Source organism: Tahibacter soli, from assembly GCF_025717065.2.
Taxonomy (GTDB): Bacteria; Pseudomonadota; Gammaproteobacteria; order Xanthomonadales; family Rhodanobacteraceae; genus Tahibacter; species Tahibacter soli.
Genome location: NZ_JAOVZO020000003.1, coordinates 228,262 through 251,318, shown reverse-complemented (window position 1 = coordinate 251,318; position 23,057 = coordinate 228,262). Strand labels below are relative to the sequence as shown.

The window sequence follows — 23,057 nt, the reverse complement described above, 5'->3', positions numbered from 1 at the left end:
GCTCAATCGACGACGACGTCGCCGGTGAGCCGACCGGCGGCGTCGTAGCTGCGCTCGCGCAGGCCGATGCGGCCGTCGCCGCCGCGCCACGCCAGCGTGCTCGCACGCGTGCCGTACAGCACGCTCTGCACGAAGATCGGCGACAGGAAACGCTCCCTCTCGAGACCGAAGCCGGTGTCCGGCAGTTCGCCGTCGGGCGGCGTCGCGCGGTCGCGCAGAAGATCGAGCAGCGCCGCATCGTCGGCGCCACGCGCGATCGCGTCGGCGAACAGCGCGCGCAGTCGCTGCATTTTCGGCCACGGTGCGTCGAGCGGTCCGTTGCTGACGAGATGCACGCCCGGCGTCAGCGCATTCACGCGCGCGCCGGGACTTTCGAAGCACCACGCGCCGTCCGCGTCGGCGACGACGAGGTTGAACGGCGCATAGTCGTTCACATGAGCGGAAAGCTCACGCAGATACGCTGCCGCCGGCACGTCGCCGGCAACGAACTCGCGCACGAGGTCGCCGCGCGAGCGCGGGCCGCGGCGGATTGCGGCAAGCCGGATGTTCGTCACCGCGGCGAAGCGTCCGTTGCGGTTCGCCGCGAGCCAGCTGCCGCCGGCTTCCAGGTCGCGTCCGCCGACGACGCCCGGCACGTCGGCCCACGGCGCCGCGACGGCGCTGGCGCGCTCGTGGAACTCGTCGCGATTGCCGAGCAGCAGCAGCGGGCGGCCCGGCACGCGCTCGACCGCGACCAGCAGCAGGCACATCAGCGGAAGCCGGAACCGCCGGCGCCGAGTTCGCGCAGCTTCTGCTCGAGCACGGTCAGGCGCGGGTTGTACGGGGCCAGATCGCGCGCGGCGTCGAGCGCGCGCCGCGCGTCCTGCGCGCGGTTTTCGCCGACGCGGCGATCGGCCTCGTCAAGCCACGCTTCGGCGAGGCGCGCACGCAGCGTCGACAAGCTCGCGTCGCCGGGCGACAGCTGCGCGAGCGTTTCGACGAGGTCGCGCGCGCGGTCGAGCTTCTGCTCGCCAACCGCGACGTTGAACTGGTCGCGCGCGCGCTGCGGCAGGTCCTGCAGTCCGGCAAGCGCCTGCGCGTTGTTGCCGTCGATCGCGAGCGCCGCGCGATAGCGGTCGTACGCCGATTCGCCGGGCGGCAGCATCAGCTTGCCGGCCGCGGCGGCTTTCTCGGCGGCCGCGAGCAGGCCCGCCACCTTCTGCTGCTGTTCGGGCGTCGCCACTGGCCGCGATGCGGCAATTTCCACTTGTTCGCGAAGTTCGCGCAGGCGGCCCTTTGCGGCGGCGAGATCGGCCGAATTCGGCGCGAGCTGCTCGGCCTGGCGGATCAGACGGTCGGCCGTCGTCGCGTTGTCTTCATCGAGCGCGGCGTTCGCCTGCACGACGAGGGCCTGCACCACCTGACCGAGCCCGGCGCGCGCCTTCGCATTGTTCGTGTCTTTCGCGAGGACGGCCTGATACAGCGCGAGCGCGTTTTCGCCGGTGCCGGTGATGCGGCCGGCGCGCAGCAGCTCCTGCGCCTTGGCGAGCTGCGCGTCGACCGCCGCGCCGGCCGCCGTGCGCGCCGTGGCGAGGTCGGCGCGCAGATTCGGAATCGACGGATCGCTCGGAATCGCCCGGGCGATGTCTTCGATGCGCGCGGCGGCATCGTCGAGCTTGCCTTGCGCCACGAGCTCTCGCGCCTGCGCGGCAAGCGCGGCACCGGCCTTGCGCAGACCGGCCTGTGCCGGCGCGCTCGACGCATCGGCCGCGATCACCTTCTCGTACAGCGCGACCGCACCGTCGGCACCGAGCAGCTTGCCGTTCGCGAGCGCGGCTTCGGCGCGATCGAACAGTTCGACGATCTGCGTGCCCTGCGACTCCGCCCGTTTGAGTTCTGCTTCGGCCTTTTCGACCGCGGGGCCTCCCGCGAGCAGCGCGCGCGCATCGGCGAGACGAGCGCGTGCCGTCGCAAAATCGCGACTGGCGGTGGCTTCGGTCGCCTGCGCGATCAGCGCCTCGCCGACGCGGCGCAGGCCGCCGCGCGCGATTTCGTTGTCGGAGTCGGCGCTGCGCGCCGCCTCGAACAGTTCGCGCGCGCTGTCGCCGTTCGTGCCGACGAGGCGCCCGGCCTTGAGCGCCGCTTCGCCGCGCGCGAGCTGGTCGTTGAGCTCGGTGCGCGGCAGCAGCGCGCGGAGTTTGTCCTGGTTGCGCCACAGCGCGTAGCCGCCTGCCGCGATCAGAAACACGAACGCGCCGACGAAGATCCAGCGCGCGCCGGCACCCGAGCCTTTGCGCTCGCGCTGCTGCGCGCGGCGATAGTCGGACCCGCGCGGCGTATCGACCGCGATGTCGTCGATGCTGCCGAAGCTCGGCTCGGCGCGCTGGCCGAACGACGGCGGTACCGCGGCCACGGCCAGCGTCGCCGGCGGCGTGCGCGGGCGCGCGCGGACGAGATCCTGCAGCTCGCCGTTTTCGAAGCGCCGCTCGATCGCTTCGATCGCGGCGCAGACGGCCGCGCCGTCCTGGAAGCGCTGTTCGGGTTCCTTCGCGAGCAGGCGGTCGAGCGTCGGCTGCAGCGCCTTGTACTCGTTAGGCAGCTGCGGGATCGGCTGCGTGATGTGCATGATGCCGACCGCGAGCGAATCCTCGGCGTGGTACGGCACGCGGCCGACCAGAAGCTCGTACATGACGATGCCGAGGCTGTACAGGTCGGAGCGCCCGTCGAGCGTGCGGCCGCGCGCCTGTTCCGGGCTCATGTAGTGCGGCGTGCCGACGACGGCGCCGGTGCGCGTCATGCGCGTGGCCGAGTCGTTCGCACGCGCGATGCCGAAGTCGGTCAGCGCTGACGAGCCGTCCTCGCGCAGCAGGATGTTGTCGGGCTTGACGTCGCGATGCACGAAATTTTTCGCGTTCGCGTAGTGCAGCGCCTTGGAGATTTCACGCACGACGCGCAGCGCGAACGGCACGTCGCGCGCGCGGCCGTCCTCGTCGAGCACGGCGCCGCCCGAAAGATACTCCATCGCAATGTAGAAATAGTCGCCATGCCTGCCGACGTCGTGGATGCCGACGACGTGCGGGTGATGCAGTTTCGCGGCGATGCGCGCTTCGCGCAGAAAACGCTCGCCGTAGGTCGGATCGGCAAGCAGGGTCGGCGACATGACCTTGAGCGCCACTTCGCGGTCGACGGATTCCTGCATGGCCAGATAGACCGTCGCCATGCCGCCCCGCCCCAGCGGGCGCAAAACGCGGTAACCAGGAATCTCGATCATGCGATACGACAACCGGTGACGCCGCGAGGGACGCGGCTTCGCGACGCGAGCATAGCATGCGACGCCGCACCGCCCGGGACGCGACGCCGCGCGTTCAGGCGAGCCGGCGCGCTTCCATCACGTTCGGTACGGCCGCGAGTTTGCCCAGGAGGCTCGACAGCTGGCCGTAGTCGGTCACGCGCAGCGCGAAGTTCATCGTCGCCAGGCCCGACACCGGATCGACGCGCGTGTTCACAGCGAGGAGGTGGGCGTTGGCGGCGGCGATGACGTTCGTGATGTCCTTGTGCAGCCACTTGCGGTCGTAGCCCTTGACCAGCACGTCGACCTCGTACGCCTGTTCGCGCCGGTTGCCCCACTCCACTTCGATCACGCGGCTCGGGTCGCGCGTACGCAGGCGCGCGAGACTCGCGCAGTCGGCGCGATGCACCGAGACGCCGCGGCCGCGCGTGATGAAGCCGAGCACGGCGTCGCCCGGCAGCGGCTGGCAGCAGCGTGCGAGCTGCGTCAGGAGATTGCCGACGCCTTCGATCGTCAGGGCGTCCTTGTTGCCGGGCTTCGGCGGTCGCAGCGCCGGCGGCGCCGCCGGTTTCGGCGGCGCGGTCATTTCGTGCAGCGCGCGCGCGATCTGCGCCGCGCCGACGTCGCCGAGCGCCAGCGCGACGAGAAGCTCTTCCAGCGTCTTCAGATGGAAGCGCGGCGGCAGACTATCCAATTCCACATTGGAAAGCGCCAGGCGCTTCAATTCCTTGTCGAGAATCGCGCGGCCGGCGGCGAGATTGGCCGCAAGGTCGATGCGTTTGAACCAGGCGCGCACTTTTTCGCGCGCCCGATGCGTGTTGAGAAATCCGTGCTGCGCGCTGAGCCAGTCGCGGCGCGGCGCGGTTTCTTTCGCGGTGAGAATTTCGATGCGATCGCCGCTCGACGGCGCGAACGTCAGCGGCACGATGCGGCCGTTGACCTTCGCGCCACGGCAGCGATGACCGACGTCGGTGTGCACGTGGTAGGCGAAGTCGAGCACGGTCGCGCCGAGCGGCAGGTCCATGACCTCGCCGCGCGGCGTCAGGAGATAGACGCGGTCTTCGTGCAGGTCGGTGCGCAGGCCGGCGAGCAGCGCCGCGTCGTCGTCGTGATCGTCCTTGCTTTCGAGCAGCTGGCGCATCCATGCGACCTTGCGCTCGAAGCTCGCGTCGCCGCCGCCGCCTTCCTTGTAGCGCCAGTGCGCGGCGACGCCGAGTTCGGCGTGCGCGTGCATCTCGTGGGTACGAATCTGCACTTCGAGCGTCTTGCCTTCGAGGCCGACGACCGCCGTGTGCAGCGACTGGTAGTGGTTGCCCTTCGGCCGCGCGATGTAGTCGTCGAACTCGCCCTGGATGTACGGCCACAGCGTGTGCACGACCCCGAGCGCGGCGTAGCAGGCCGGCACGTCCTTGACGAGAAGGCGCAGCGCGCGGATGTCGTACAGCGCGCCGAAATCGCCGTCCTTGCGCTGCATCTTCTTCCAGATCGAATAGATGTGCTTGGGCCGGCCCGCGATGTCGGCGGCGATGCCGGCCTCGTCGAGCGCGGCGCGCAGCGTCTGGATCGACGCGGCGATGTACGCCTCGCGGTCGCCGCGCCGCTCGTCGAGGAGCTTGGCGATGCGCTTGTACGTTTCGGGCTGCGAATGACGGAACGCGAGGTCTTCGAGTTCCCACTTGAGCTGCCAGATGCCGAGGCGGTTGGCGAGCGGCGCGTGGATGTCGGCGGTGAGCTGCGCGAGCGCGCGGCGCTCGTCCTCGGGCAGCGCCTGAGCGCCGCGCAGGCGCGCGAGCTGCCGCGCGAGCAGGATGAACACGACGCGCAGATCGCGAACGATCGCCAGCAGCAGCCGCCGCAGGCCTTCGGCGCTCGTCGCCGTACCGCGCGCGGCGTACAGCGACCACACCTTCTGCGCGGCGATCTGGCCTTCGAGCAGCGGTCGGATGCTCGCCGAGGGTTCGGCGTCCTGCGCAAAGCCGGCGCGCGACAACTCGAACAGGATCGTCGCCGCGAGCGTTTCGTCGTCGAGCCCGAGGTCGTCCAGGAGTTCGAGCGCGCCGGCGACGATCGACTCCTGCGCGCGCAGCTTGGGACCGGCCTCGGGATGTTCGAGCGCCGCCGCAAGGCGCAGGCACGCGTTCGCAAGCTCCCCGCCCAACGGCAGCGTCTGCGCTCGCAGGGCCGGCCATTGCGCAAGGCTCGTGGTGGATATGCCGCGTTTCAGAAACGACCTCGACGATTGCCGCGAATCCGCGCGGCCGGGTTGCGGGACCGCGTGCGGCAATTGTAGCGAACGTGTGCCGCGACTCGTTCGCCGCCTGCAGAAACGACGAGGCCCCGGTCGTGACCGGGGCCTCGTAGACGGACGATCGCCGGCGACTAAGGCGCGACGACGATACGGAACGTCTTGGTTTCGTTCGACGCCGACTGGCCGGTATAGAAGGTGCCGCCGTCGGTGATCTTGACCGTGCAGGTCGCGGAGCCCTGGGACTTGCCGAGGCCATATGCGATGCTCCCGACCTTGCCGCCGCTGGTCAGCGTGACGCGCGGACCGCCGTTCAGCCCGAAGATCTGCGCAGAGCCGCTGTCGAGCACGCACGCGATGTTGCCGTTGCGGCCGGTACTCGTATCAGGCACCAGCGCCACGGTCTGCGCGGCCACTTCGTCCGTAGCGCCTTCCGGGCCCGGCGCGATGTCGACCAGGAAATCGCTGATCGAACCGACGCACTGCGGCGAATCCGAGACGGCCTGCGAGCAGGTCACCGTCGGCGTCTTGTCCGGACCGGCCGCCGGCGGCGCGAACCGCGTCGAGAAGCCGAAGACCGGCTTGTCGTTGTCGAGGCTCCTGACGTGGATCGGCAGGTCGAGCGTGGTCGTCTGGCCGCGCGGGTCGGTCGCGACGATCCGCAGATTCGCCGAGACGCCCGGCGCGTAGGTATTCAGCGCGATGTCGGTCGCGTAGTCGATCGCCGGCGTGACCACGTCGAAGCTGCAGGTGCGCGTCACGCGCGGGCTCGCCGTGATCGGCGTCGCCGAGCCGCAGTTGACCGTCGTCTGGAACGGAACGTTGTTGAACGTCAGCGTGGCTTCGGCACTGAGCAGGTTGCCGGTCGTTTCGGTGGTGTCGTCGTCGAGGCCGAACGTGACGCCGTTCAGGCTGCCGCCTTCGGTGAGCGTCGCGAGCGCCGAGGTCGTGGCCGAGGCGACGATTTCCGGGCGCGCGTCGGTCAGCGAGCCATAGGTCGCCGAAACGTTGTTGTCGACGCGCTTTTCATAGCCGTCGGGCAGATACAGCGCGGCGATGGTCACCGGCGAGCTCGTGACCGGCAGGCTCGTCACGCCCGCCTTGAGCGGACGGAAGACGATGTAGCGTCCGAGCACCATGTTTCCGGCCGGAATCGCGACTGTCACGCTGAGGTTGTCGTGAATCGACGTCGAATTGCACTCGGTGGACGTCGTGGTCGCCACCGTGCAGTAGTAAGACGTCGTCGAATCGAACAGCGACTTGTCGTAACCGTCGCGCAGCCCGATGACGACGTTGTTGGTCTGCGACAGCACCGGGATCGCGAAATCGACGTAATACTTGTACACGTAGCCGTTGTTGATCGACGGCAGCTGCACGACGCGCGAAACGATCGAGGCGTCGAAGCCGAGCGGTTCGAAGTCGTCGACGAACAGGCCCGAGCTGTAGCGCATGACGCCGTTGCCGCTCGTGCCGTAACAGATCAGGCTGGGATCGCCGAGCATCGAAAGACCCGAGCTCGTGTAGGTCCAGGTGGCGACACCGGGAATCGGCGTCTGCTGGTTCGCGGCGGTCGGCGACACCGGTCCGAAAACGATATTGCCGAACGTCGGGTTGATGTAGCTGTTCGCGCCTTCCAGCGGGGGCGGTACCGGCGTCTGATTCGGCGCGCGCAGCAAGGCGCACAGCAGCGGCATCTGCACGCCGAGCTGCGTCGACGTACCGCCGGCATACGGCACGACCTGCATGGTCGGGAAATCGACTTTTTCTTCGTTGATATTCAGTGTCGCCGCGTTGATCGCCGCGAGCGGAGCGAGAGACAGAGCCAGAACTGCTCCACACGAACGGAAAGAACGAAACTGCTTCATCGTTTTGTTCACCAACGCACCTGATGCTGAGAGTCGACGGGCACGACTGTGCCCGTTACAAGACCAACGACGAGTTGCCCCTGGTTTTCCCCCAGATCGCATCCCCTGACGCTCCGTTTCGGCCTGCACGCCTGCCACGGAACGCCCGCTGACGGCGCAAGTATAAGCAGCACCGGGGGTTACATTGTTAATTTGCGGTTACTCGTTACATCCCGCAACGGTTTGTCAAGCCCCCGCCACGCACCCGAAGAGCGCCGCAACACGGTTACAATTCCTGCGATTTGCCGCCGCTGCGGCGGCAACGATCCTCTTGAGGTGATCCGATGCACAAGCGCTGGACCGTCGTACTGGGCCTCGTGCTGGCCTGCCTGGGCACCGCCCGGGCGGCCGAATTCTCAACGCTCGAAGAGCGCATGAAGCAATCCGAGTTCAATGCGGCCGGCCTCGGCAAGCTGACGCCGGACGAGCTCAAGTCGCTCAACGACTGGCTGCGCATTCACGGCCTCGCCCCCGGCGCTCCGGTTGCGAAAGGCGAATCGCTCGAGTTCTACCCGAACGAAAAGGAACGCGAAGTCATCGAGGCGCATATCGACGGCAAGCTCACCGGCTGGCTCGGCAAGACGGTGTTCCGGCTCGACAACGGGCAGGTCTGGCAGCAGGCGGAAACGAGCCAGCGCTCCGACCTGGGCCTGACGAATCCGGCGGTCCGCATCAAGCCGATGCTGATGGGAAGCTGGCTGATGACGGTCGAGGGCTGCGGCTGCAGCCTGCGCGTCAAGCGCATCAAGTGACTTCCTGGCCGCGTTGACTTCCGGGACCTCGTTCGCCGTCCCGGACGGCGAACGAGGCTCGGCAAGCGGGCTCTACAGAATGACGTGCGGCAGGAAGCGCGACGTATCCCGGGTGATCAGCGAGGCGTCCTCGCGAATGCCGATACCGGCGGGCCGGTCGGCGACGACCCAGCTCCCCACGACCGCATAGTTCCCTTCGAATTGCGGCAGCGCGTGATACGCCTGACGGATCCAGGGCGCGTCGTCGTACGGCCCCGGCGATTCGTGCATGGAGCCGTCGGCGAGCTTCAACTGCACGTTCGCGCCCTCGCGCGAGAACAGCGGCTTGCGCACCCAGCCCGGCGCGAGCACGCCTTCGTCGCCGGTTTCGAAGTGCGCTTCGAGCAGGTTCGGATGCCCGCGATGACGCTCCCACAGCAGCGGCAGCGCGCCCTTGTTCGACAGGATCGACTTCCACGGCGGCTCGATGAGCCGGATGCCCGATGTCGGCAGCGCCGGCCCGAAGCGTTCTGCGAACAGGAACTCCAGCGGATACAGCTTGAACAGCGCCGGGATGACGTAGTCGTCGAGGTCGGTATAGCGGCCGTCGGCGGACAGGCCGATGTCCTCGATCGCGATCGTGTTCGTCGAGATGCCGGCCTGTTCGGCGCAGTCGCGCAGGTAGGCGATCGTCCCCTGGTCTTCGAGCGAGTCGCGCACGGCCGAGAAGTACAGCGGCTTGGGCAGGCCCGGCGCGATCGTGCCGAACGCTTCGACGAGAAGATCCTGGATCTGGTTGTACTGGTCGGCGCCGTCGGGTATCGCACCGCTCTGCTTGCGCTGGTCGAGCCACACCCATTGGAAAAACGCCGCTTCGTACAGCGACGTCGGCGTGTCGTAGTTGAGCTCGTACAGTTTCGCCGGACCGTTGCCGTCGTAGGCAAGATCCATGCGCCCGTACAGATGCGGCTCGCGCTCGCGCCACGACGCGGCGATCCAGTCGCGATACGCCTCGGGTATCGCGAGCTTTTCCATCAGCTCCTGGCTTTCGACGACTTCACCGACGAGCGACATCGCCATCTGGTGCAATTCGGCGGTCGGGTCTTCGAGATCGTTCTCGATCTGCGCGAGCGAGAACGCGTAGTAGGCCGTCTCGTCCCAGTACGGCTCGCCGTCGATCGTGTGAAAGCGGAAGCCGAGCTCGGCCGCCGAGTCGCGCCAGTCCGGACGTTCGTCGATCGCGATTCTTTTCATCAGCTGCCGCTGCTCTTGCCACCGCCGCCACCCCAGCTACCGCGCGCGCTGGCGGACGAACCGAAGCCCGAACGCGACATCGTCACGGCGCGCGTCGGCGCTTCCATCGCGCTGCGCGCGACGCGCGAATCGCCGGTGGTGCGTGCGACCTGCTGCCCGCCGGAGTTGAGATAACCGCCTCCGCCGCCGCTCCACCCCACGTTGGAATAGTACAAGGGTTGCGATTGGTAATAGTTCGGCCGCCCGGCGTAGTAGCCGAGCGCGTACGCGGCCATCAGCGGAATGTACTGGATGCCGGCGCCGTGATTGATGGTCTGGCAGCCGGACGCGCCGAAGTCGGTTTCGCAGTCCTTCTGCGAGGTGTAGCGCGGCGCGACGCGCTCATGCTCGGACTTGGCGTGGTTGAACGCGGCGTCGCACTGGTCCTGCGTCAGCTTGGCCGACGCGACGCATTCGGCGACGTCCTTGTACAGGCTGACCGGTTCTTCCGATTCGCATGCGGTCAGTACGATGGGGGCCGCGCCCATCAGCAGCAGGCGCACGGTGTGGGATCGTTTCATGGCGCTTCCCTCAGTAGGTCATGCTGGCCGCATTGAGGAGGCCCACGGCGATCGACACCGTCGCGACGAAGATGCCGGCCGCGAGTTCGTCGCGCGCGATGCGCTCGGGCAGATCGCGCAGGAACAGCCGGATGCCGTAGAACGTCGCGAGCTGCACGACGAGCGCGACGATGCCCCAGAGCGTCAGGTCGACGAGATTCACCGCGTGCGAGATCGTCGCGTGCAGCGGCAGCGCGAAACCGATCAGCGAGCCGCCGAACGCGGTCGCCGCGGCGGCCTTGTTTTCCTTGATCAGCGTGAACTCGTGGTGCGGCGTGATCAGCGTGTAGACGTAGCAGAACACGATGATGAGCGCGATCGCGATCGCGAAATAGGACAAGAACGCCGGCAGGCCGTCGAGGTAACGCAGAATCGTGTCGGTCATGGCTTACTCCGTGTCATTGATCTGAGGCGACTCAGGTGATGGTCAGATCGGCCTGCGTCACATCGACGCCGATCGAAAACGTGATGCAATATTCATCCGGACCGTAGTCCTCGGCGCTGACGAGCAGGTATTCGTAGCGGTCGAGCCCCGGCACTTCGCGCTGATACAGCATCGCGTAGTGCGTGAGATCGTAGTCGGGCTCGGTCGGATCCTTGCTGTACACCTTCTCGTCGAACACGACCGGCGGCGCCCACGCCGACTCGGGCGTGTCTCCCCAGACGCGAACGTAGCGCTGCCCGGCGATGTCGATGTGCTGCGCGCCGATCAGCGAGCCGCGTTTGACCCAGTCGTTGAACGCCGACTGGTTCGGCGGATTGCGCGTTTCGTGAAACATGAACATTTTCACGCCGTCGACCTGACCCGCCGTCGTGTTGACCTGCACGAACGCGTCGTCGGTGAGGTAGTAGCGGTGGATGCGCGCGCCGCCGCCGAGCTCGACCTCGCCCCAGGCCTCGATCGCCTGGTGCCCTTCGGGCGGTTCGAACACCAGCTTGTCGCCGGCCATCTGAAACGGCAGCGCATCGACGCTGACCGCACCGCGCAGGCGCAGTCCGTACGGGCCTGCCGGCGCGCTCGCCGGCTCCTCGGGCTTGTCGCCGCCGAAAATCTTTCCCAACCAGCTCATTGTATACAGGCTCCCCACGCGACCCGCGCCGGATCGACGCGCCGGTCGGCGATGTAGTAAAGCGTCGCTTTCGGCGCGACGCGGTCGGAATCGGGCGGATTCAGACGCGGCGCGGCGCCGCATTCCGCCGGGGTGTAGCCGAGCAGCGTCGCCGCGTGCTCGTGCTTGAACGCGTTGAACAGCTTGCCGAACGCAAGCTCGGCCGACTGCTCCGGCACGCGCAGGCTGAACTGCGTGGCGCCGCCGGCCGCGGCGAGGAGTTCGGTCGCGACCGCGGCACTGCCGGCGTCCTGCGCCGCGCGCACCATCACCTCGACGTGCAGCGGGAGCACGCACTCCACGTTGGGATAGTGCGCTTTCAATACCGCGCAGGTGTCGGGCCGGTCGAACGTCACGACGACGTGGCCGCGCGGCTTGTTCGCGAGCACGGCGAACGCCGCCGCGAGCGTCTGCTCGTCGGTTGCGGCGTTGACGATCACGCGTGCGGCCTCGCCGATCGACACGCGCGCGTAGCCGGACGGGTCGGCGAGCGATTCGAGCCGTACGAAACGGATTTCCTCGGGCCGCGGATTTTCGATCTCTTCCGACGCGACGAGCACGATACCCTCGTCGTCGGTCACGGTGTCTTCGAGCAGCAGCGCGATCGTGCGCAGCGTGTCGCGTCCCATCCAGCCGACGATGACGGTATGGCCGTGCATCGCGGTATAGCTGTGTTTGCCCATGGCGCGCGCCCTCCACGAATCGATCATGCCGGTAGTGGCCTTGCCGATGAACATGGCGAACAGCGTCACCGCCCCCGGCAGCAGCCAGAGCGTGGCGACCCAGCGCCCGGCGTCGGTCTGCGGCGAGAAATCGCCGTAGCCGATCGTCGCGGCGGTGACCATGTAGTAGTAGAACCAGACGCCGCCTTCGACCAGCTTGCTCTCGCCCGAAACGATCATGAGCTCGAGACTGACGAGGCAATGCAGCACGACGAGCGCGAGCAGAACGCCCCAGCTCATCAGCGCCAGATGGCGCCGCAACGCACGGACCACACGCAACATCACCGGCATGGTCGGCCCTCTCCCCGTGTCGCGCGGTCCGGCACCGCCGGACCGCGCGACGTTTGCCGTCAACCGTTCTTCGGCACCGAGTCGGGCGTCGCGCCGACCGACTGGCCGAGCTGCGGCGCCGATTCGTGCGACAGCGCCGGACGCTGCTCGCGTTCGAACCGCGCGAGGATCGAATCGCCCGACGAGGCGCCCGGCACGATGCCGGCCTGTTCGAGGCGGCGGTGCAGATCGGCGTCTTCGCCCTGGTTCTTGCCCATTTCTTCGGCGACTTCGAGCTGCGCGGCGCGCTCGGTCTGGCGCTGCTTGATGCGTTCGAGCGAATCGAGCGCGGTCGACAGCTTCGCGCCGGTGCCGGCCGTGTTCGCCGCGAGCGCCGCCTGCGCGCGCTGCACGCTTTCGGTCGCCTTGACGGTGTCGATCTGCTGCTTGAGCCGGTTGATGACCGTTTCGGCCTGGCGTGCCGACGCCTGCAGCTTGGAGATGCTGGCGTCGTAGTCGGCGATGACCTTCGAATCGGTCGCGATGTCGGCTTCGACGGCGGCGAGCTTGTTCGCCACTTCCTGCGCCAGGGCGCGGTTGTCGCGGCTCAGCGCTTCGCGGATGTAGTTGCCGTATTCGGCCTGCTTGGCTTGCTTGGCGCCGAGCTTGTCGGCCGAAATCTTGCGCTGCGCCATGATCTTGGCGAGATCGTCGCGGGAGCGGACGAGCGCGTTCTGCGCATCGCGCACTTCCTGATCGAGAATGCGCAGCGCGTTGGCGTCGACGACGGCGGTGCCGGCTTCATGGGCGGCGCCGCGGAACAGGGTGATGATCTTGGTCCAGATGCTGGCCATGGCGGGTCACTTCAGATGGTCGGCGAAGGCCTCGGCGGCCTGGAGGGTATTGTCGGCGAGAACGCGAATTTCTTCGACGACCGCATCGAGCGGCGAACGGCTGGAGAGTTCGCCGAAAACGATGTAGAGGTCTTCGCCGTTGACGTTCTGGAGGCCGAGGTTCGACAGCGGATTGAGCGGATTGAGGCGCAGGCACGCCTCGTTGAACTCGGCGACGTTCTTGACCTGGCTTGCCAGGCACAGCGGCGCGGAGACGAAGATTTCGCCGCCGGAAACGGCCAGCTGCAGGCCGAGATCGCCGTGCTCGCGCATGACGATGCTGACGGTCGGTTCGACGCCGCCGACGAGTTCGAGATCGATGCCGCCGAGATCGGCGCTCGCGTCGGATTTCAACGCGTCGAACAGGGAGTGGGTGGTCCAGGGGGTGTTCACGATGGTCTTGGCCTCCTGCGATGGATCGTGATGGTCGACGCCGGAAGGTCAACGCGCAAGCAGGCACGAATCGAACAGTTCACGCGGTCCGCTCGCGACGTCGACGCATCGGCGAGGCGGTAATCTGACGCCTAAGCGCAACCCGCACAAGCCCCCCGAACGGCACACGCGCCGAGGTTTTGCGGCTGCGCATCATCCGTCCGTCCGATCCTGCGAGGTCTCGTGACGGATCGTGCGGCGGAGCCCGCGATGCGTCGCCGGCTCCTGAAAGAGAAAGCCCGGCACGAGGCCGGGCTTTCGGTACGACGTATTGCGATAAAGCTACCCGGCTTACTTCTCGACGCCGAGTTCCGTGCGACGGTTGCGCGCGCGGCCTTCCTTCGTGCTGTTCGTGTCGAGCGGCTTGGACTCGCCGAAGCCGACCGGACCCGACAGACGGCTCGCGTCGATGCCGTGCGAGGTCAGGTAGTCGTACACGATGCGGGCGCGACGCTCGGACAGGCCCTGGTTGTACTGGTCGGTACCGACGGAGTCGGTGTGGCCGGCCACTTCAACGCGGACGTTCGGGTAGCGCTTCAGGGTGTCGACGGCCTGGTCGAGGATCGCCAGCGACTCGGAGGTCGGCTCCTGCAGCGTCGGGGTGATGTCCTTCTCGCTCGACTTCGGACGGTCGAACTTGAAGTTCACGCCGCGCAGGTCGATCGTGACGATCTGGTCGCAGCCATCCGGACCGACGATCGTACCGGCGGCCGTGTTCGGGCAGCGGTCGTCGCAGTTGTTCACGCCGTCCTTGTCGTCGTCGAGGTCGCGGCACGACGTCGGCGGCGTGACCGGCTGTTCGACCGGCTTGGATTCCGGAGCGGCCGGAGCGGCGCCGCCGAAGTTGATCACGAGGCCGACGCTGGCAATCGCGTCGACGAAGTGGTTCTCGGTCGCGACCGAGTTGTTGTCACGGTCGTAGCGGCCGGCGATTTCGCCGCGGAACGCGGTGCGGTCGCCGAAGTTGTACTGCACGCCGACGCCGAGGGTCGCGGCCGGATCCCAGCCGTTGACCTTGTTCGGCTTGAGCAGGAAGCCCGAGACCGGCGCATGGCGCAGCGCGCCGAGGCCGCCCATGACGTACGGACGCCACGCGGAACCCTGCTCGCCGAAGAAGTAGCGGCCCGACACGCCGAGGCCCACGCTTTCCCATTCGTGGTTGCGGCGCGGGGAATCGTTCTCGTAGTCCGCGTTGTTCAGCGTCCACTCGAAGTCGACCGCGAAGTTCGGGGTCGCCCAGTAGCCGATGCCCAGGCCGGTGAACAGCGAGGTTTCGGTGTTGCGGGCACTATCGGGAATCACCGCACCGACACGCGGGGCGATGTACCAGTTGCTGTAGTCCTGCGCCTGGGCCGCGCCCATGCCGCCGAGCGCAAGAGCGATCAGCGCAAACAAGCCAGTACGTTTCATTCGGAGTCTCCTCATTGGTGTTATTGCGAGCGTCCACTCCACCCCGTCAGGACGCAAAGCCGGTTCACTTTAACAAAAAGTGGCGATGGCGTGGCCTTAACAATTGATGCCCAATCCTCGGGCCGCGGCAGTCTAGCAAAATCAATCACCTGTCTCCAACTGCCGCCCCCCTCGTTCATGTTCTACTCATCACTTCTTAACAATTGCCGAGTGCGCTGATTACGAGGCAAGCAACGTCATTAACTCGTGAACGGGCATCGAATCGAATCGCGCCGGATCGCGGCACGCGTCGAGAATTTCGCGGGTACGGCGCGCCGGCAGGTGGCCGGCGAGCGCGCTTTCGAACTTTGCCAGCAGCACGGGCAGCCCCTCGGCGCGGCGGCGGCGGTGGCCGATCGGATAGTCGACGCTGACCCTGTCGGTACTCGTCCCGTCGTCGAAGAACACCTGCACCGAATTGCCGATGTAGCGCCTGTCCGGATCGAAATAGTCGCGCGTGAACTGGGGGTTCTCGCGCACGACCGTGCGATCGCGCAACGCGTCGATGCGCGGATCGGCGGCGACGTCGTCGCCGTAGTCGTCGGCGGTCAGGCGGCCGAAGATCAACGGCACGGCGACCATGTACTGGATGCAGTGGTCGCGATCGGCATAGTTGGCGAGCGGGCCGGTCTTGTCGATGATGCGCATGCCCGCTTCCTGCGTCCGGATGTCGATCCGCGCGATCCGGTCGAGCCGGCCGGCGACGTCGGCGTGCAGGCGCATCGCGCATTCCACCGCGGTCTGCGCGTGGAATTCGGCCGGGAAGCTCAGCTTGAACAGCACGTTCTCCATGACGTAGCTGCCGAAAGGCCGCTCGAACTCGAACGCCTTGCCGCCGAACGCGACGTCGTAGAAGCCCCAGGTTTTCGCGGTCAGCGCCGAGGGATAGCCCACGCAGCCCTTGAGCGCGTTCAGCGCGTGGATCACCGCGCGGCGACAAGCGTCGCCGGCGGCCCAGCTCTTGCGCGGTCCCGTGTTCGGCGCGTGGCGATACGTGCGCAGCGCGCCGTTGTCGATCCAGCTGTGGCTGACCGCGTTGACGATGTCGTCCTTCGTGCCGCCCATGAGCCGCGTCGCCACCGCGGTCGACGCCAGACGCACGAGGATCACGTGATCGAGGCCGACGCGGTTGAACGCGTTCCTGAGCGCGTAGCAGCCCTGGATTTCGTGCGCCTTGATCGCGGCGGCGAGAACGTCGCGAACCGTCAGCGGCAGCTTGCCGGCGGCGGCGTCGCGGCGGCTCAGCCAGTCGGCGACGCCGAGTATCGCGCCGAGGTTGTCCGACGGATGGCCCCATTCGGCGGCGAGCCAGGTGTCGTTGAAATCGAGCCAGCGCACCTGCACGCCGATGTTGTAGGCGGCCTGCGCCGGATCGAGCTCGTAGTTCGTTCCCGGCACGCGCGTGCCGCCGGCGAGCGTCGCGCCTGGCACGAGCGGACCCAGATGCTTGACGCATTCGGGAAACTTCATCGCCAGCATCGCGCAGGCGATCGAATCGAGCAGCACGAGGCGCGCGGTGTCGTAGGCCTCGTTCGACGCGATCGCGCCGTCGACGACATAGTCGGCGATGTCGACCATCGGCTGGTCGGGGTCGGGGCGGCTGGCCGAACGGCTATCGGAATGCGACATCGGCGCTCCTTCCCGCACGCAGGTCGAGCCAGTTGACGCGCGGCGCCGCGGCAGTTTGCCAGAATCGACGATCGGCGGTTCGCGGCCTGCCGATTCCCGCGCAAAACCGATGTAAATCTGTGTCTCAACTGCAACGTTGCGTCACACCGCGCTTGACCTCGCCGGCGCCAGCCGCTAAATAGGCCGGCATCGAAGGGGAGTAGCTCCTCGCGCGTCGATCGTCATCACGGGCGTCTCGCCCCGGTCACGCGGCTGTCGCATCCGCCCCGGATGCTGCGGTGAGCAAGACCTTCGCCGGACACGGCGAAGTCTTGCGTGCGCGTTTTGCCGTGTCCTCCAGCCTCCCCGCGCGTAAATCCCTGGAGCCCACATGGAGTTTCTTTCCCCCGATTTCTTCACGGCGTTGCTTGCGATCGTCGTCATCGACCTCGTTCTGGCCGGCGACAACGCGATCGTGATCGCGCTGGCGTCGCGCAACCTTCCGCGCGACCTGCAGAAGAAAGCCATTCTCTGGGGCACCTTCGGCGCGATCGCGGTGCGCACGGCGATGACGCTCGTCGTCGTGTGGCTGCTCAAGCTGCCCGGCCTGCTCCTGCTCGGCGGCCTGCTGCTGATTCCGATCGCGCTCAAGCTTCTGACCGAAGACAAGAGCGGCGACGAGCACGAAGTCAGCAAGGTCACGGGCTTCTGGGACGCGATGCGCACGATCATCATCGCCGACGCGCTGATGGGCCTGGACAACGTACTCGCGGTCGCGGGCGCCGCGCACGGCAACTTCGTGCTGGTCGTACTCGGCCTCCTGATCTCGGTGCCGATCGTCGTGTGGGGCTCGACGCTGATCTTAAAGCTCGTCGAACGCTTCCCGGTCGTCATCTACATCGGCGCCGGCGCGCTGCTGTGGACCGCGGCGAAGATGATCCTGCACGAAAAGTTCGTGTCGGAGTGGATCGGCGGACGCATGGCGCTGGAGCTGGCGCTGTATGCGCTCGTGATCGGCGGCGGCCTCGCGTTCGGCTGGTGGCGCGAACAGCGTCAGCGGGCGCGCAAGGCGAGCTGACCCTCGCGGAACAGGTCTTCTCGAACGGCGCGGTTTTCCGCGCCGTTTTTTTGGTGCCGGTTTTTTGGCGCCGCCCGCGCTTTTAGACTTGTCGACTCGACAAGTTGTATGCATGGTTCGCCGACCTCCACGCGACCGGCCGGCAGCATGAGCGACTATCCGCACCTCCTCTCGCCTCTCGACCTCGGCTTCGTCACGCTGCAGAACCGCGTGCTGATGGGATCGATGCACACCGGCCTTGAAGATCGCGCGAGCGACTTCGACAAGCTCGCCGCCTATTTCGCCGAACGCGCGAAGGGCGGCGTGGGCCTCATCGTCACCGGCGGCATTTCGCCGAGCGTTCGCGGCTGGCTGAAGCCGTTCTCGGGCCGGCTGTCGATGCCGTGGCACGTCGCGCGGCACCGTAAGATCACGCGGGCCGTGCACGCCGAAGGCGGCCGCGTCTGCGTGCAGATCCTGCACGCGGGCCGCTACGGCTATCACCCGCTGTCGGTCGCGCCGTCGAAGATCAAGTCGCCGATCACGCCGTTCACGCCGGGCGCTATGTCCGCGCGCGCGGTCGAAGCGACCATCGACGATTTCGTCAACAGCGCCAGGCTCGCACAGGACGCCGGTTACGACGGCATCGAAGTGATGGGCTCGGAGGGCTACCTCATCAATCAGTTTCTCGTCGAGCGCACGAATCGGCGCACCGACGACTACGGCGGCAGCGCCGAAAAACGCATGCGGTTTCCGATCGAGATCGTGCGGCGCACGCGCGCGGCGGTCGGTCCGAATTTCATCATCGTCTATCGCCTGTCGATGCTCGACCTCGTCGACGGCGGGCAGACGTGGGACGAAGTCGTGACGCTCGCGAAGGCTATCGAAGCGGCCGGCGCGACGCTCATCAACACCGGCATCGGCTGGCACGAGGCGCGCGTGCCGACGATCGTCACGAGCGTGCCGCGCGGCGCGTTCGCGTGGGTGACGAAGAAGCTCAAGGGCGAGGTGTCGCTGCCGCTCGTCACGACGAACCGGATCAACATGCCCGACGTCGCCGAGAAGATCCTGGCGGCCGGCGACGCCGACATGGTGTCGATGGCGCGCCCGCTGCTCGCCGATCCCGCGTGGGTGACCAAGGCTCGCATCGGCCGCAGCGACCTCATCAACACCTGCATCGCTTGCAACCAGGCGTGTCTCGACCATGTGTTCGAGAACCGCCGCGCGACGTGCATGGTCAACCCGCGCGCGTGCTTTGAAACCGAGCTTGCGATTTCGCCGGCCGCGCGGAAAAAGCGCGTGGCCGTCGTCGGCGCGGGTCCGGCCGGACTCGCCTGCGCGGCCACGCTCGCCGAGCGCGGCCACGCGGTCGTGCTGTACGACCAGGCCGAGCGCATCGGCGGCCAGTTCAACATGGCCAAGCGCATTCCGGGCAAGGAGGAGTTCCACGAAACGCTGCGTTACTTCGGTGCGCGCCTGAAGGAAGCCGGCGTCGACCTGCGCCTGGGCACGCGCGTCGATGCCGCATTGTTGCAAAAAGAAAACTTCGACGACGTCGTTTTCGCAACCGGCGTCAACCCGCGCCGTCCGGCGATCGACGGCGTCGGTCACGCGAAGGTCGTGAGCTATCTCGACGTGCTGCTGCGCGACGCGCCGGTCGGCCGGCGCGTCGCGCTGATCGGCGCGGGCGGCATCGGTTTCGACGTCGCCGAGTTCCTGACGCAGTCGCAGCCGTCGCCGACGACCGACATCGCGCGCTGGTCGCACGAATGGGGCGTCGATCTCGACTACCGCGCGCGCGGCGCGCTGGCGACGCCGGCGCCGGAACCGTCCGAGCGTACCGTGTGGTTGTTGCAGCGTACGGCGGGCAAGCCGGGCGAGCGCCTGAACAAGACGACCGGCTGGGTCCACCGCGCCGCGCTCAAGGCGAAGGGCGTAACGATGCTCGCGGGCGTCGAATACCGACGCATCGACGACGCCGGCCTGCACATCGCGCGCGGCGGCGCCGAGGAAATACTGCCGGTCGACACGATCGTGCTGTGCGCGGGCCAGGAGCCGAACCGCTCGTGTCGCGACGATGCCGCGGCGCTCGGCATGCGCACGCACCTGATCGGCGGCGCCGACGTGGCCGCGGAACTCGACGCCAAGCGCGCGATCGCGCAGGGCACGAAACTCGCCGCGTCGATCTGAGGATTCCATGACGGTTTCCACGTGTTTGCGTATGTTCACATTTTGAAACGCACAGCGCTGTGCGCAATTCCCGCCAAATCTTCTACGACGATAGTCGCAATCGCGCACAGTTCACGTTTCGACGGATGCCGATCCGTTCGCGGGCTGTGCCATACTTCGCAGCAGGGGATAGCTCGGCCGTCGGCGACTGAAAAACGCCAATGGTTTTTCACCACATGCGCCGTACCTGGCGGCGCGTGTCGCGTCTTGGGGGTCGCAAGACGCGAACCTACGCGCCGTCGCCGCAGACGCGCGTTGCGATCGATTCTCCTTCGCTGGAAACCCAAAGGGCGCTTCCTGGCCGACGTCAGGCAGTCCGGGAGTCTTCGCGCCTGTTGCAGCCCGACACAGCCAGGATCAATCATGAAAACGAATCAAGCGGGCTTTCTGCGAAAGTACCGGGCGATCGTGGTCGCCATCGCGTTGTTCGTCACCATCGACATCGCGCTGATCGCGTACAACGTGACCGCCTCGTACCAGATCGACCGCCTCGCCGCCGTACGCGACCTGTCCGGTAGCGAACGCTCGTCGTCGCAGATCGTCTTGCGCGCGCTGCTCGAACTCGAAGCCGACTATACGAGCAAGGGTGCGATCAACGCCGACGCCCAGAAAGCCCTGCGCGAACGCGCGACGCTGATCAACGACGCCACGCGCGTGTTCCGCGAAGGCGGTCGCATGCCGGGCAACGTCGACGGCATCGAATACCCGGCCGCGTCGACCCCGGCCGCCATACGGGCCGCCGAAAAGATCTCCTCGCTGTGGCAGCCGTACTACGCACTGGTGACGCCGCTCACGAGCAACGCGACGTTCGACGGCGAACCGCTCGCCAAGGCCGTCGCCTACGCGCGCGCGAACAACGGCGAACTGTTCGGCGCGATCAACGACCTCGTGAACGACGCTCAGGATCGCGTGAACGCCGAAACGAACGTGCTGCGTATCGCCCAGGTCGTCGGCATCCTGCTCGCGCTCGCGAACTTCATCTTCACCGCCCTGCTCGCGTTCCGCCGCCTGATCGCGTCCGACCGCGTCATCGCCAAGGCGCAGAAGGAAACCGGCGACATCCTCGCGACCGTGAAGGAAGGCCTGTTCCTGATCACGCCGGACTACAAGGTCGGCGAACAGATGTCGGCATCGCTCAAGGACGTGCTGCGCAAGGACGTTCCAATCGGCCAGAACCTGTTCGACATGCTCGGACCGATGGTCACGCCGCAAACGCTCGAAGCCGCGCGCGACTACGTCGAACTCCTGTTCGGCAAGCGCGTGAAGGAAAGCCTCGTGTACAGCCTCAATCCGCTGTCGGAAGTCGAAGTCGGCAGCGAAGGCGCCAAGCGCTACCTCGGCTTCCAGTTCAACCGCGTGCTCGAGGGCGAAGACGTGTCGTACCTCCTCGTCACCGTGCAGGACGCGACCGAGCGCGTGAATCTCGCGGCGCAGGTCGCCGCGGCGAAGTCGCGCACGCGCGAGGAGATGGAAGTGCTGCTGCGCGTGCTGTCGAACGATCCGACCGACGTGCGCGAGTTCCTGCGCCGCACCGAGTCGGCGCTCGAGCAGATCAACGACGGACTGCGCCAGGTGTCGCGCCGCACCGGTGAAAACTACCTCGCGCTCGTCAACGCGGTGTTCCGCAGCGTGCACAGCATCAAGAGCGAATCGGCCGCGCTCAATCTCGAGATGTTCGAAGGCATCGCGCACGATTTCGAAACCGACCTGATCGCGCTGCGCGACCGCGGCGACGTCGAAGGCGCGGACATGGTGAAGCTCACGCTGCACCTCGACGACCTGTTCGAAAGCGTCAACAGCGTGCGCGGCTTCCTCGACCGCATTTCGGGCGGCGGCGTGTCCGAAGCCGAACGCAGCGCGTCGGCGCGCTTCGTCGAATCGCTGCGCGGCCTGGGCCGTCGCATCGCCGCCGACCAGGGCAAGGAGGTCAAGGTCACCGCCGAGCTGCCCGTGTTCGACCGGCTGCCCGAGGCGATGGCCGACGAAATCCGCGGCATCGGCCTGCAGCTCTTGCGCAACGCGGTCGCGCACGGCATCGAGGAGCCGGACGAGCGCAAGCAGCTCGGCAAGTCGGCGATCGGCCTCGTGCACTTCTCCTGTCGCGACGTCGGCCAGCGTACGATCGAATTCACCGTGCGCGACGACGGCCGCGGCGTCAGCCCCAAGCGCATCCGCGAAGCGCTCGCGCGCAGCGGCCGCTACGCGCAGGCCGACATCGACGCGATGAGCGACCGCGACGTCGTGATGAAGATTTTCGAACCGGGCGTCTCGACGATCTCCGGCAGCACGCGCGACGCCGGCCACGGCGCCGGCATGGACGTCGTGATCAACCGCGTCAACGCGCTGTCGGGACGCATCTCGATGTCGACGCAGGGCCACTCGCACACCGAATTCCGCATGCGTTTCCCGATGCCGGGCAGCGCCGTTTCCGAAACCGCCGTGTTGAGACAGACCGCATGAAACTATTGATCGTCGACGACTCCAACGTGATCCGCCAGCGCATTGCGCGTCTCGCCGCCGACGCGCGCCTGCCGAACATGGACATCGTGGGCCAGGCGCGCAACGGCGCCGAGGCGCTGCTGATGTTCCAGCGCGAGAAGCCGGACGTCGTGACCATGGACCTGACGATGCCCGAACTCGGCGGCGTCGAGGCCACCGAGCAGATGGTCGCGCTCAAGAACGACGTGGTCATCCTCGTCGTCTCGGCGCTGTCGGACAAACCCACCGCCCTGCGCGCGCTCAAGAAGGGCGCGCAAGGCTTTTTATACAAACCCTTCACCGACGATCAGTTGGTGACCGCGCTGCAGGAGGTCGTGCGTCCATGAGCGATTTGAAGGAAGAAGAGATCAAGGTGTTCACCGACGCGGTGGCGCACTATTTCGGCCAGCTCACGCGCGAGCCGGCCGCCGTGCGCGGCGCCTATCTCGAACGCGAGGGCGAAGCGACTCCGGTGTACGATTTCTCGGGCAGGATCATGGTCACCGGCCAGTATCGCGGCAGCGTCACGCTGTCGGCGCCGCGCGCGATGATCCGGCATCTGCTTGTCGCGCTGCACGAAACCGACCAGTCCGAAGACAACCTGCGCGACACGGTCGGCGAGCTCGCCAACACGCTCGCCGGCAACGCGCGCAAGTATTTCGGCGAGAACATGGAGATCTCGGTGCCGGTGACGGCGGCCGGCGCGATTCCCGGCAGCGATACGGGCCGTGACCGCCCGTACGTGATCATGGTCAACTGGAAAACCTACAACGCCTCGCTCGTCGTCGACATCGAACGCGCGAGCTGAG

19 protein-coding genes are annotated in these 23,057 nt (G+C 67.1%); 6 read left to right on the top strand and 13 right to left on the bottom strand.

Going from position 1 to position 23,057, the window contains the following annotated elements:
* Positions 1-2 precede the first annotated feature (2 nt).
* The 4 genes from OD750_RS03465 to OD750_RS03450 all read right to left on the bottom strand — a co-directional run bounded on the left by OD750_RS03465 (position 3) and on the right by OD750_RS03450 (position 7,258).
* Positions 3-749: an NRDE family protein gene (locus tag OD750_RS03465; RefSeq protein WP_263542816.1), complete on the bottom strand. Its 747-nt coding sequence runs from the start codon at positions 747-749 to the stop codon at positions 3-5.
* Positions 749-3,250 (bottom strand): serine/threonine-protein kinase, encoded by a 2,502-nt coding sequence (locus tag OD750_RS03460; RefSeq protein WP_263542815.1) that lies wholly within the window; start codon positions 3,248-3,250, stop codon positions 749-751. Before OD750_RS03460 ends, OD750_RS03465 begins: the two co-directional genes overlap by 1 nt.
* A 94-nt stretch (positions 3,251-3,344) precedes the next feature.
* The gene (locus OD750_RS03455; RefSeq protein ID WP_425508213.1) at positions 3,345-5,432 is read right to left on the bottom strand and encodes a RelA/SpoT family protein; all 2,088 of its coding nucleotides are present in this window, start codon (positions 5,430-5,432) and stop codon (positions 3,345-3,347) included.
* A gap of 215 nt (positions 5,433-5,647) precedes the next feature.
* Positions 5,648-7,258 carry a hypothetical protein gene (locus tag OD750_RS03450; RefSeq protein ID WP_263542813.1) on the bottom strand — a complete coding sequence of 537 codons (1,611 nt, stop codon included), beginning with the start codon at positions 7,256-7,258 and terminating at the stop codon, positions 5,648-5,650.
* 443 nt (positions 7,259-7,701) lie between these two features.
* Between OD750_RS03450 and OD750_RS03445 the strand changes: the two genes are divergently transcribed.
* Positions 7,702-8,169: a hypothetical protein gene (locus OD750_RS03445; protein ID WP_263542812.1), complete on the top strand. Its 468-nt coding sequence runs from the start codon at positions 7,702-7,704 to the stop codon at positions 8,167-8,169.
* 72 nt (positions 8,170-8,241) lie between these two features.
* Here OD750_RS03445 and OD750_RS03440 read toward each other — a convergent pair whose 3' ends face one another.
* The 9 genes from OD750_RS03440 to OD750_RS03400 form a co-directional block, all read right to left on the bottom strand.
* A complete protein-coding gene (locus tag OD750_RS03440; RefSeq protein WP_263542811.1) occupies positions 8,242-9,402 on the bottom strand; it encodes a glutathionylspermidine synthase family protein in 1,161 nt (386 codons plus the stop codon).
* Positions 9,402-9,962, bottom strand: coding sequence for a DUF1190 domain-containing protein (locus OD750_RS03435; RefSeq protein ID WP_263542810.1), 561 nt, complete (start codon positions 9,960-9,962; stop codon positions 9,402-9,404). The genes OD750_RS03440 and OD750_RS03435 overlap by 1 nt, the downstream gene beginning before the upstream one ends.
* 10 nt (positions 9,963-9,972) lie before the next feature.
* Positions 9,973-10,386, bottom strand: a complete 414-nt coding sequence (locus OD750_RS03430) for a DUF350 domain-containing protein (protein ID WP_263542809.1) — start codon at positions 10,384-10,386, stop codon at positions 9,973-9,975.
* A 31-nt stretch (positions 10,387-10,417) separates the two neighbouring features.
* Positions 10,418-11,071 (bottom strand): YjfK family protein, encoded by a 654-nt coding sequence (locus OD750_RS03425; protein ID WP_263542808.1) that lies wholly within the window; start codon positions 11,069-11,071, stop codon positions 10,418-10,420.
* A complete protein-coding gene (locus OD750_RS03420) occupies positions 11,068-12,123 on the bottom strand; it encodes a potassium channel family protein (RefSeq protein WP_263542807.1) in 1,056 nt (351 codons plus the stop codon). The genes OD750_RS03425 and OD750_RS03420 overlap by 4 nt, the downstream gene beginning before the upstream one ends.
* Before the next feature lie 59 nt (positions 12,124-12,182).
* A complete protein-coding gene (locus OD750_RS03415) occupies positions 12,183-12,956 on the bottom strand; it encodes a PspA/IM30 family protein (RefSeq protein WP_263542806.1) in 774 nt (257 codons plus the stop codon).
* A 6-nt stretch (positions 12,957-12,962) separates the two neighbouring features.
* Complete coding sequence (locus tag OD750_RS03410; protein WP_263542805.1) at positions 12,963-13,388, bottom strand: YjfI family protein; 426 nt, start codon at positions 13,386-13,388, stop codon at positions 12,963-12,965.
* Positions 13,389-13,718: 330 nt separating this feature from the next.
* Complete coding sequence (locus OD750_RS03405; RefSeq protein WP_263542804.1) at positions 13,719-14,837, bottom strand: OmpA family protein; 1,119 nt, start codon at positions 14,835-14,837, stop codon at positions 13,719-13,721.
* A gap of 219 nt (positions 14,838-15,056) precedes the next feature.
* Entirely contained in the window at positions 15,057-16,505 is a 1,449-nt protein-coding gene (locus OD750_RS03400) for a bifunctional 2-methylcitrate dehydratase/aconitate hydratase (RefSeq protein WP_263542803.1), read from the bottom strand.
* A gap of 370 nt (positions 16,506-16,875) precedes the next feature.
* Between OD750_RS03400 and OD750_RS03395 the strand changes: the two genes are divergently transcribed.
* The 5 genes from OD750_RS03395 to OD750_RS03375 all read left to right on the top strand — a co-directional run bounded on the left by OD750_RS03395 (position 16,876) and on the right by OD750_RS03375 (position 23,056).
* Positions 16,876-17,562: a TerC family protein gene (locus OD750_RS03395; RefSeq protein ID WP_263542802.1), complete on the top strand. Its 687-nt coding sequence runs from the start codon at positions 16,876-16,878 to the stop codon at positions 17,560-17,562.
* Between the two features lie 147 nt (positions 17,563-17,709).
* Positions 17,710-19,731 (top strand): NADPH-dependent 2,4-dienoyl-CoA reductase, encoded by a 2,022-nt coding sequence (locus OD750_RS03390; RefSeq protein ID WP_263542801.1) that lies wholly within the window; start codon positions 17,710-17,712, stop codon positions 19,729-19,731.
* Positions 19,732-20,133: 402 nt separating this feature from the next.
* Positions 20,134-22,230: an ATP-binding protein gene (locus OD750_RS03385; protein ID WP_263542800.1), complete on the top strand. Its 2,097-nt coding sequence runs from the start codon at positions 20,134-20,136 to the stop codon at positions 22,228-22,230.
* Positions 22,227-22,595, top strand: a complete 369-nt coding sequence (locus OD750_RS03380; protein ID WP_263542799.1) for a response regulator transcription factor — start codon at positions 22,227-22,229, stop codon at positions 22,593-22,595. The genes OD750_RS03385 and OD750_RS03380 overlap by 4 nt, the downstream gene beginning before the upstream one ends.
* Positions 22,592-23,056 (top strand): chemotaxis protein CheX, encoded by a 465-nt coding sequence (locus OD750_RS03375; protein ID WP_263542798.1) that lies wholly within the window; start codon positions 22,592-22,594, stop codon positions 23,054-23,056. The genes OD750_RS03380 and OD750_RS03375 overlap by 4 nt, the downstream gene beginning before the upstream one ends.
* Position 23,057: the final 1 nt, after the last annotated feature.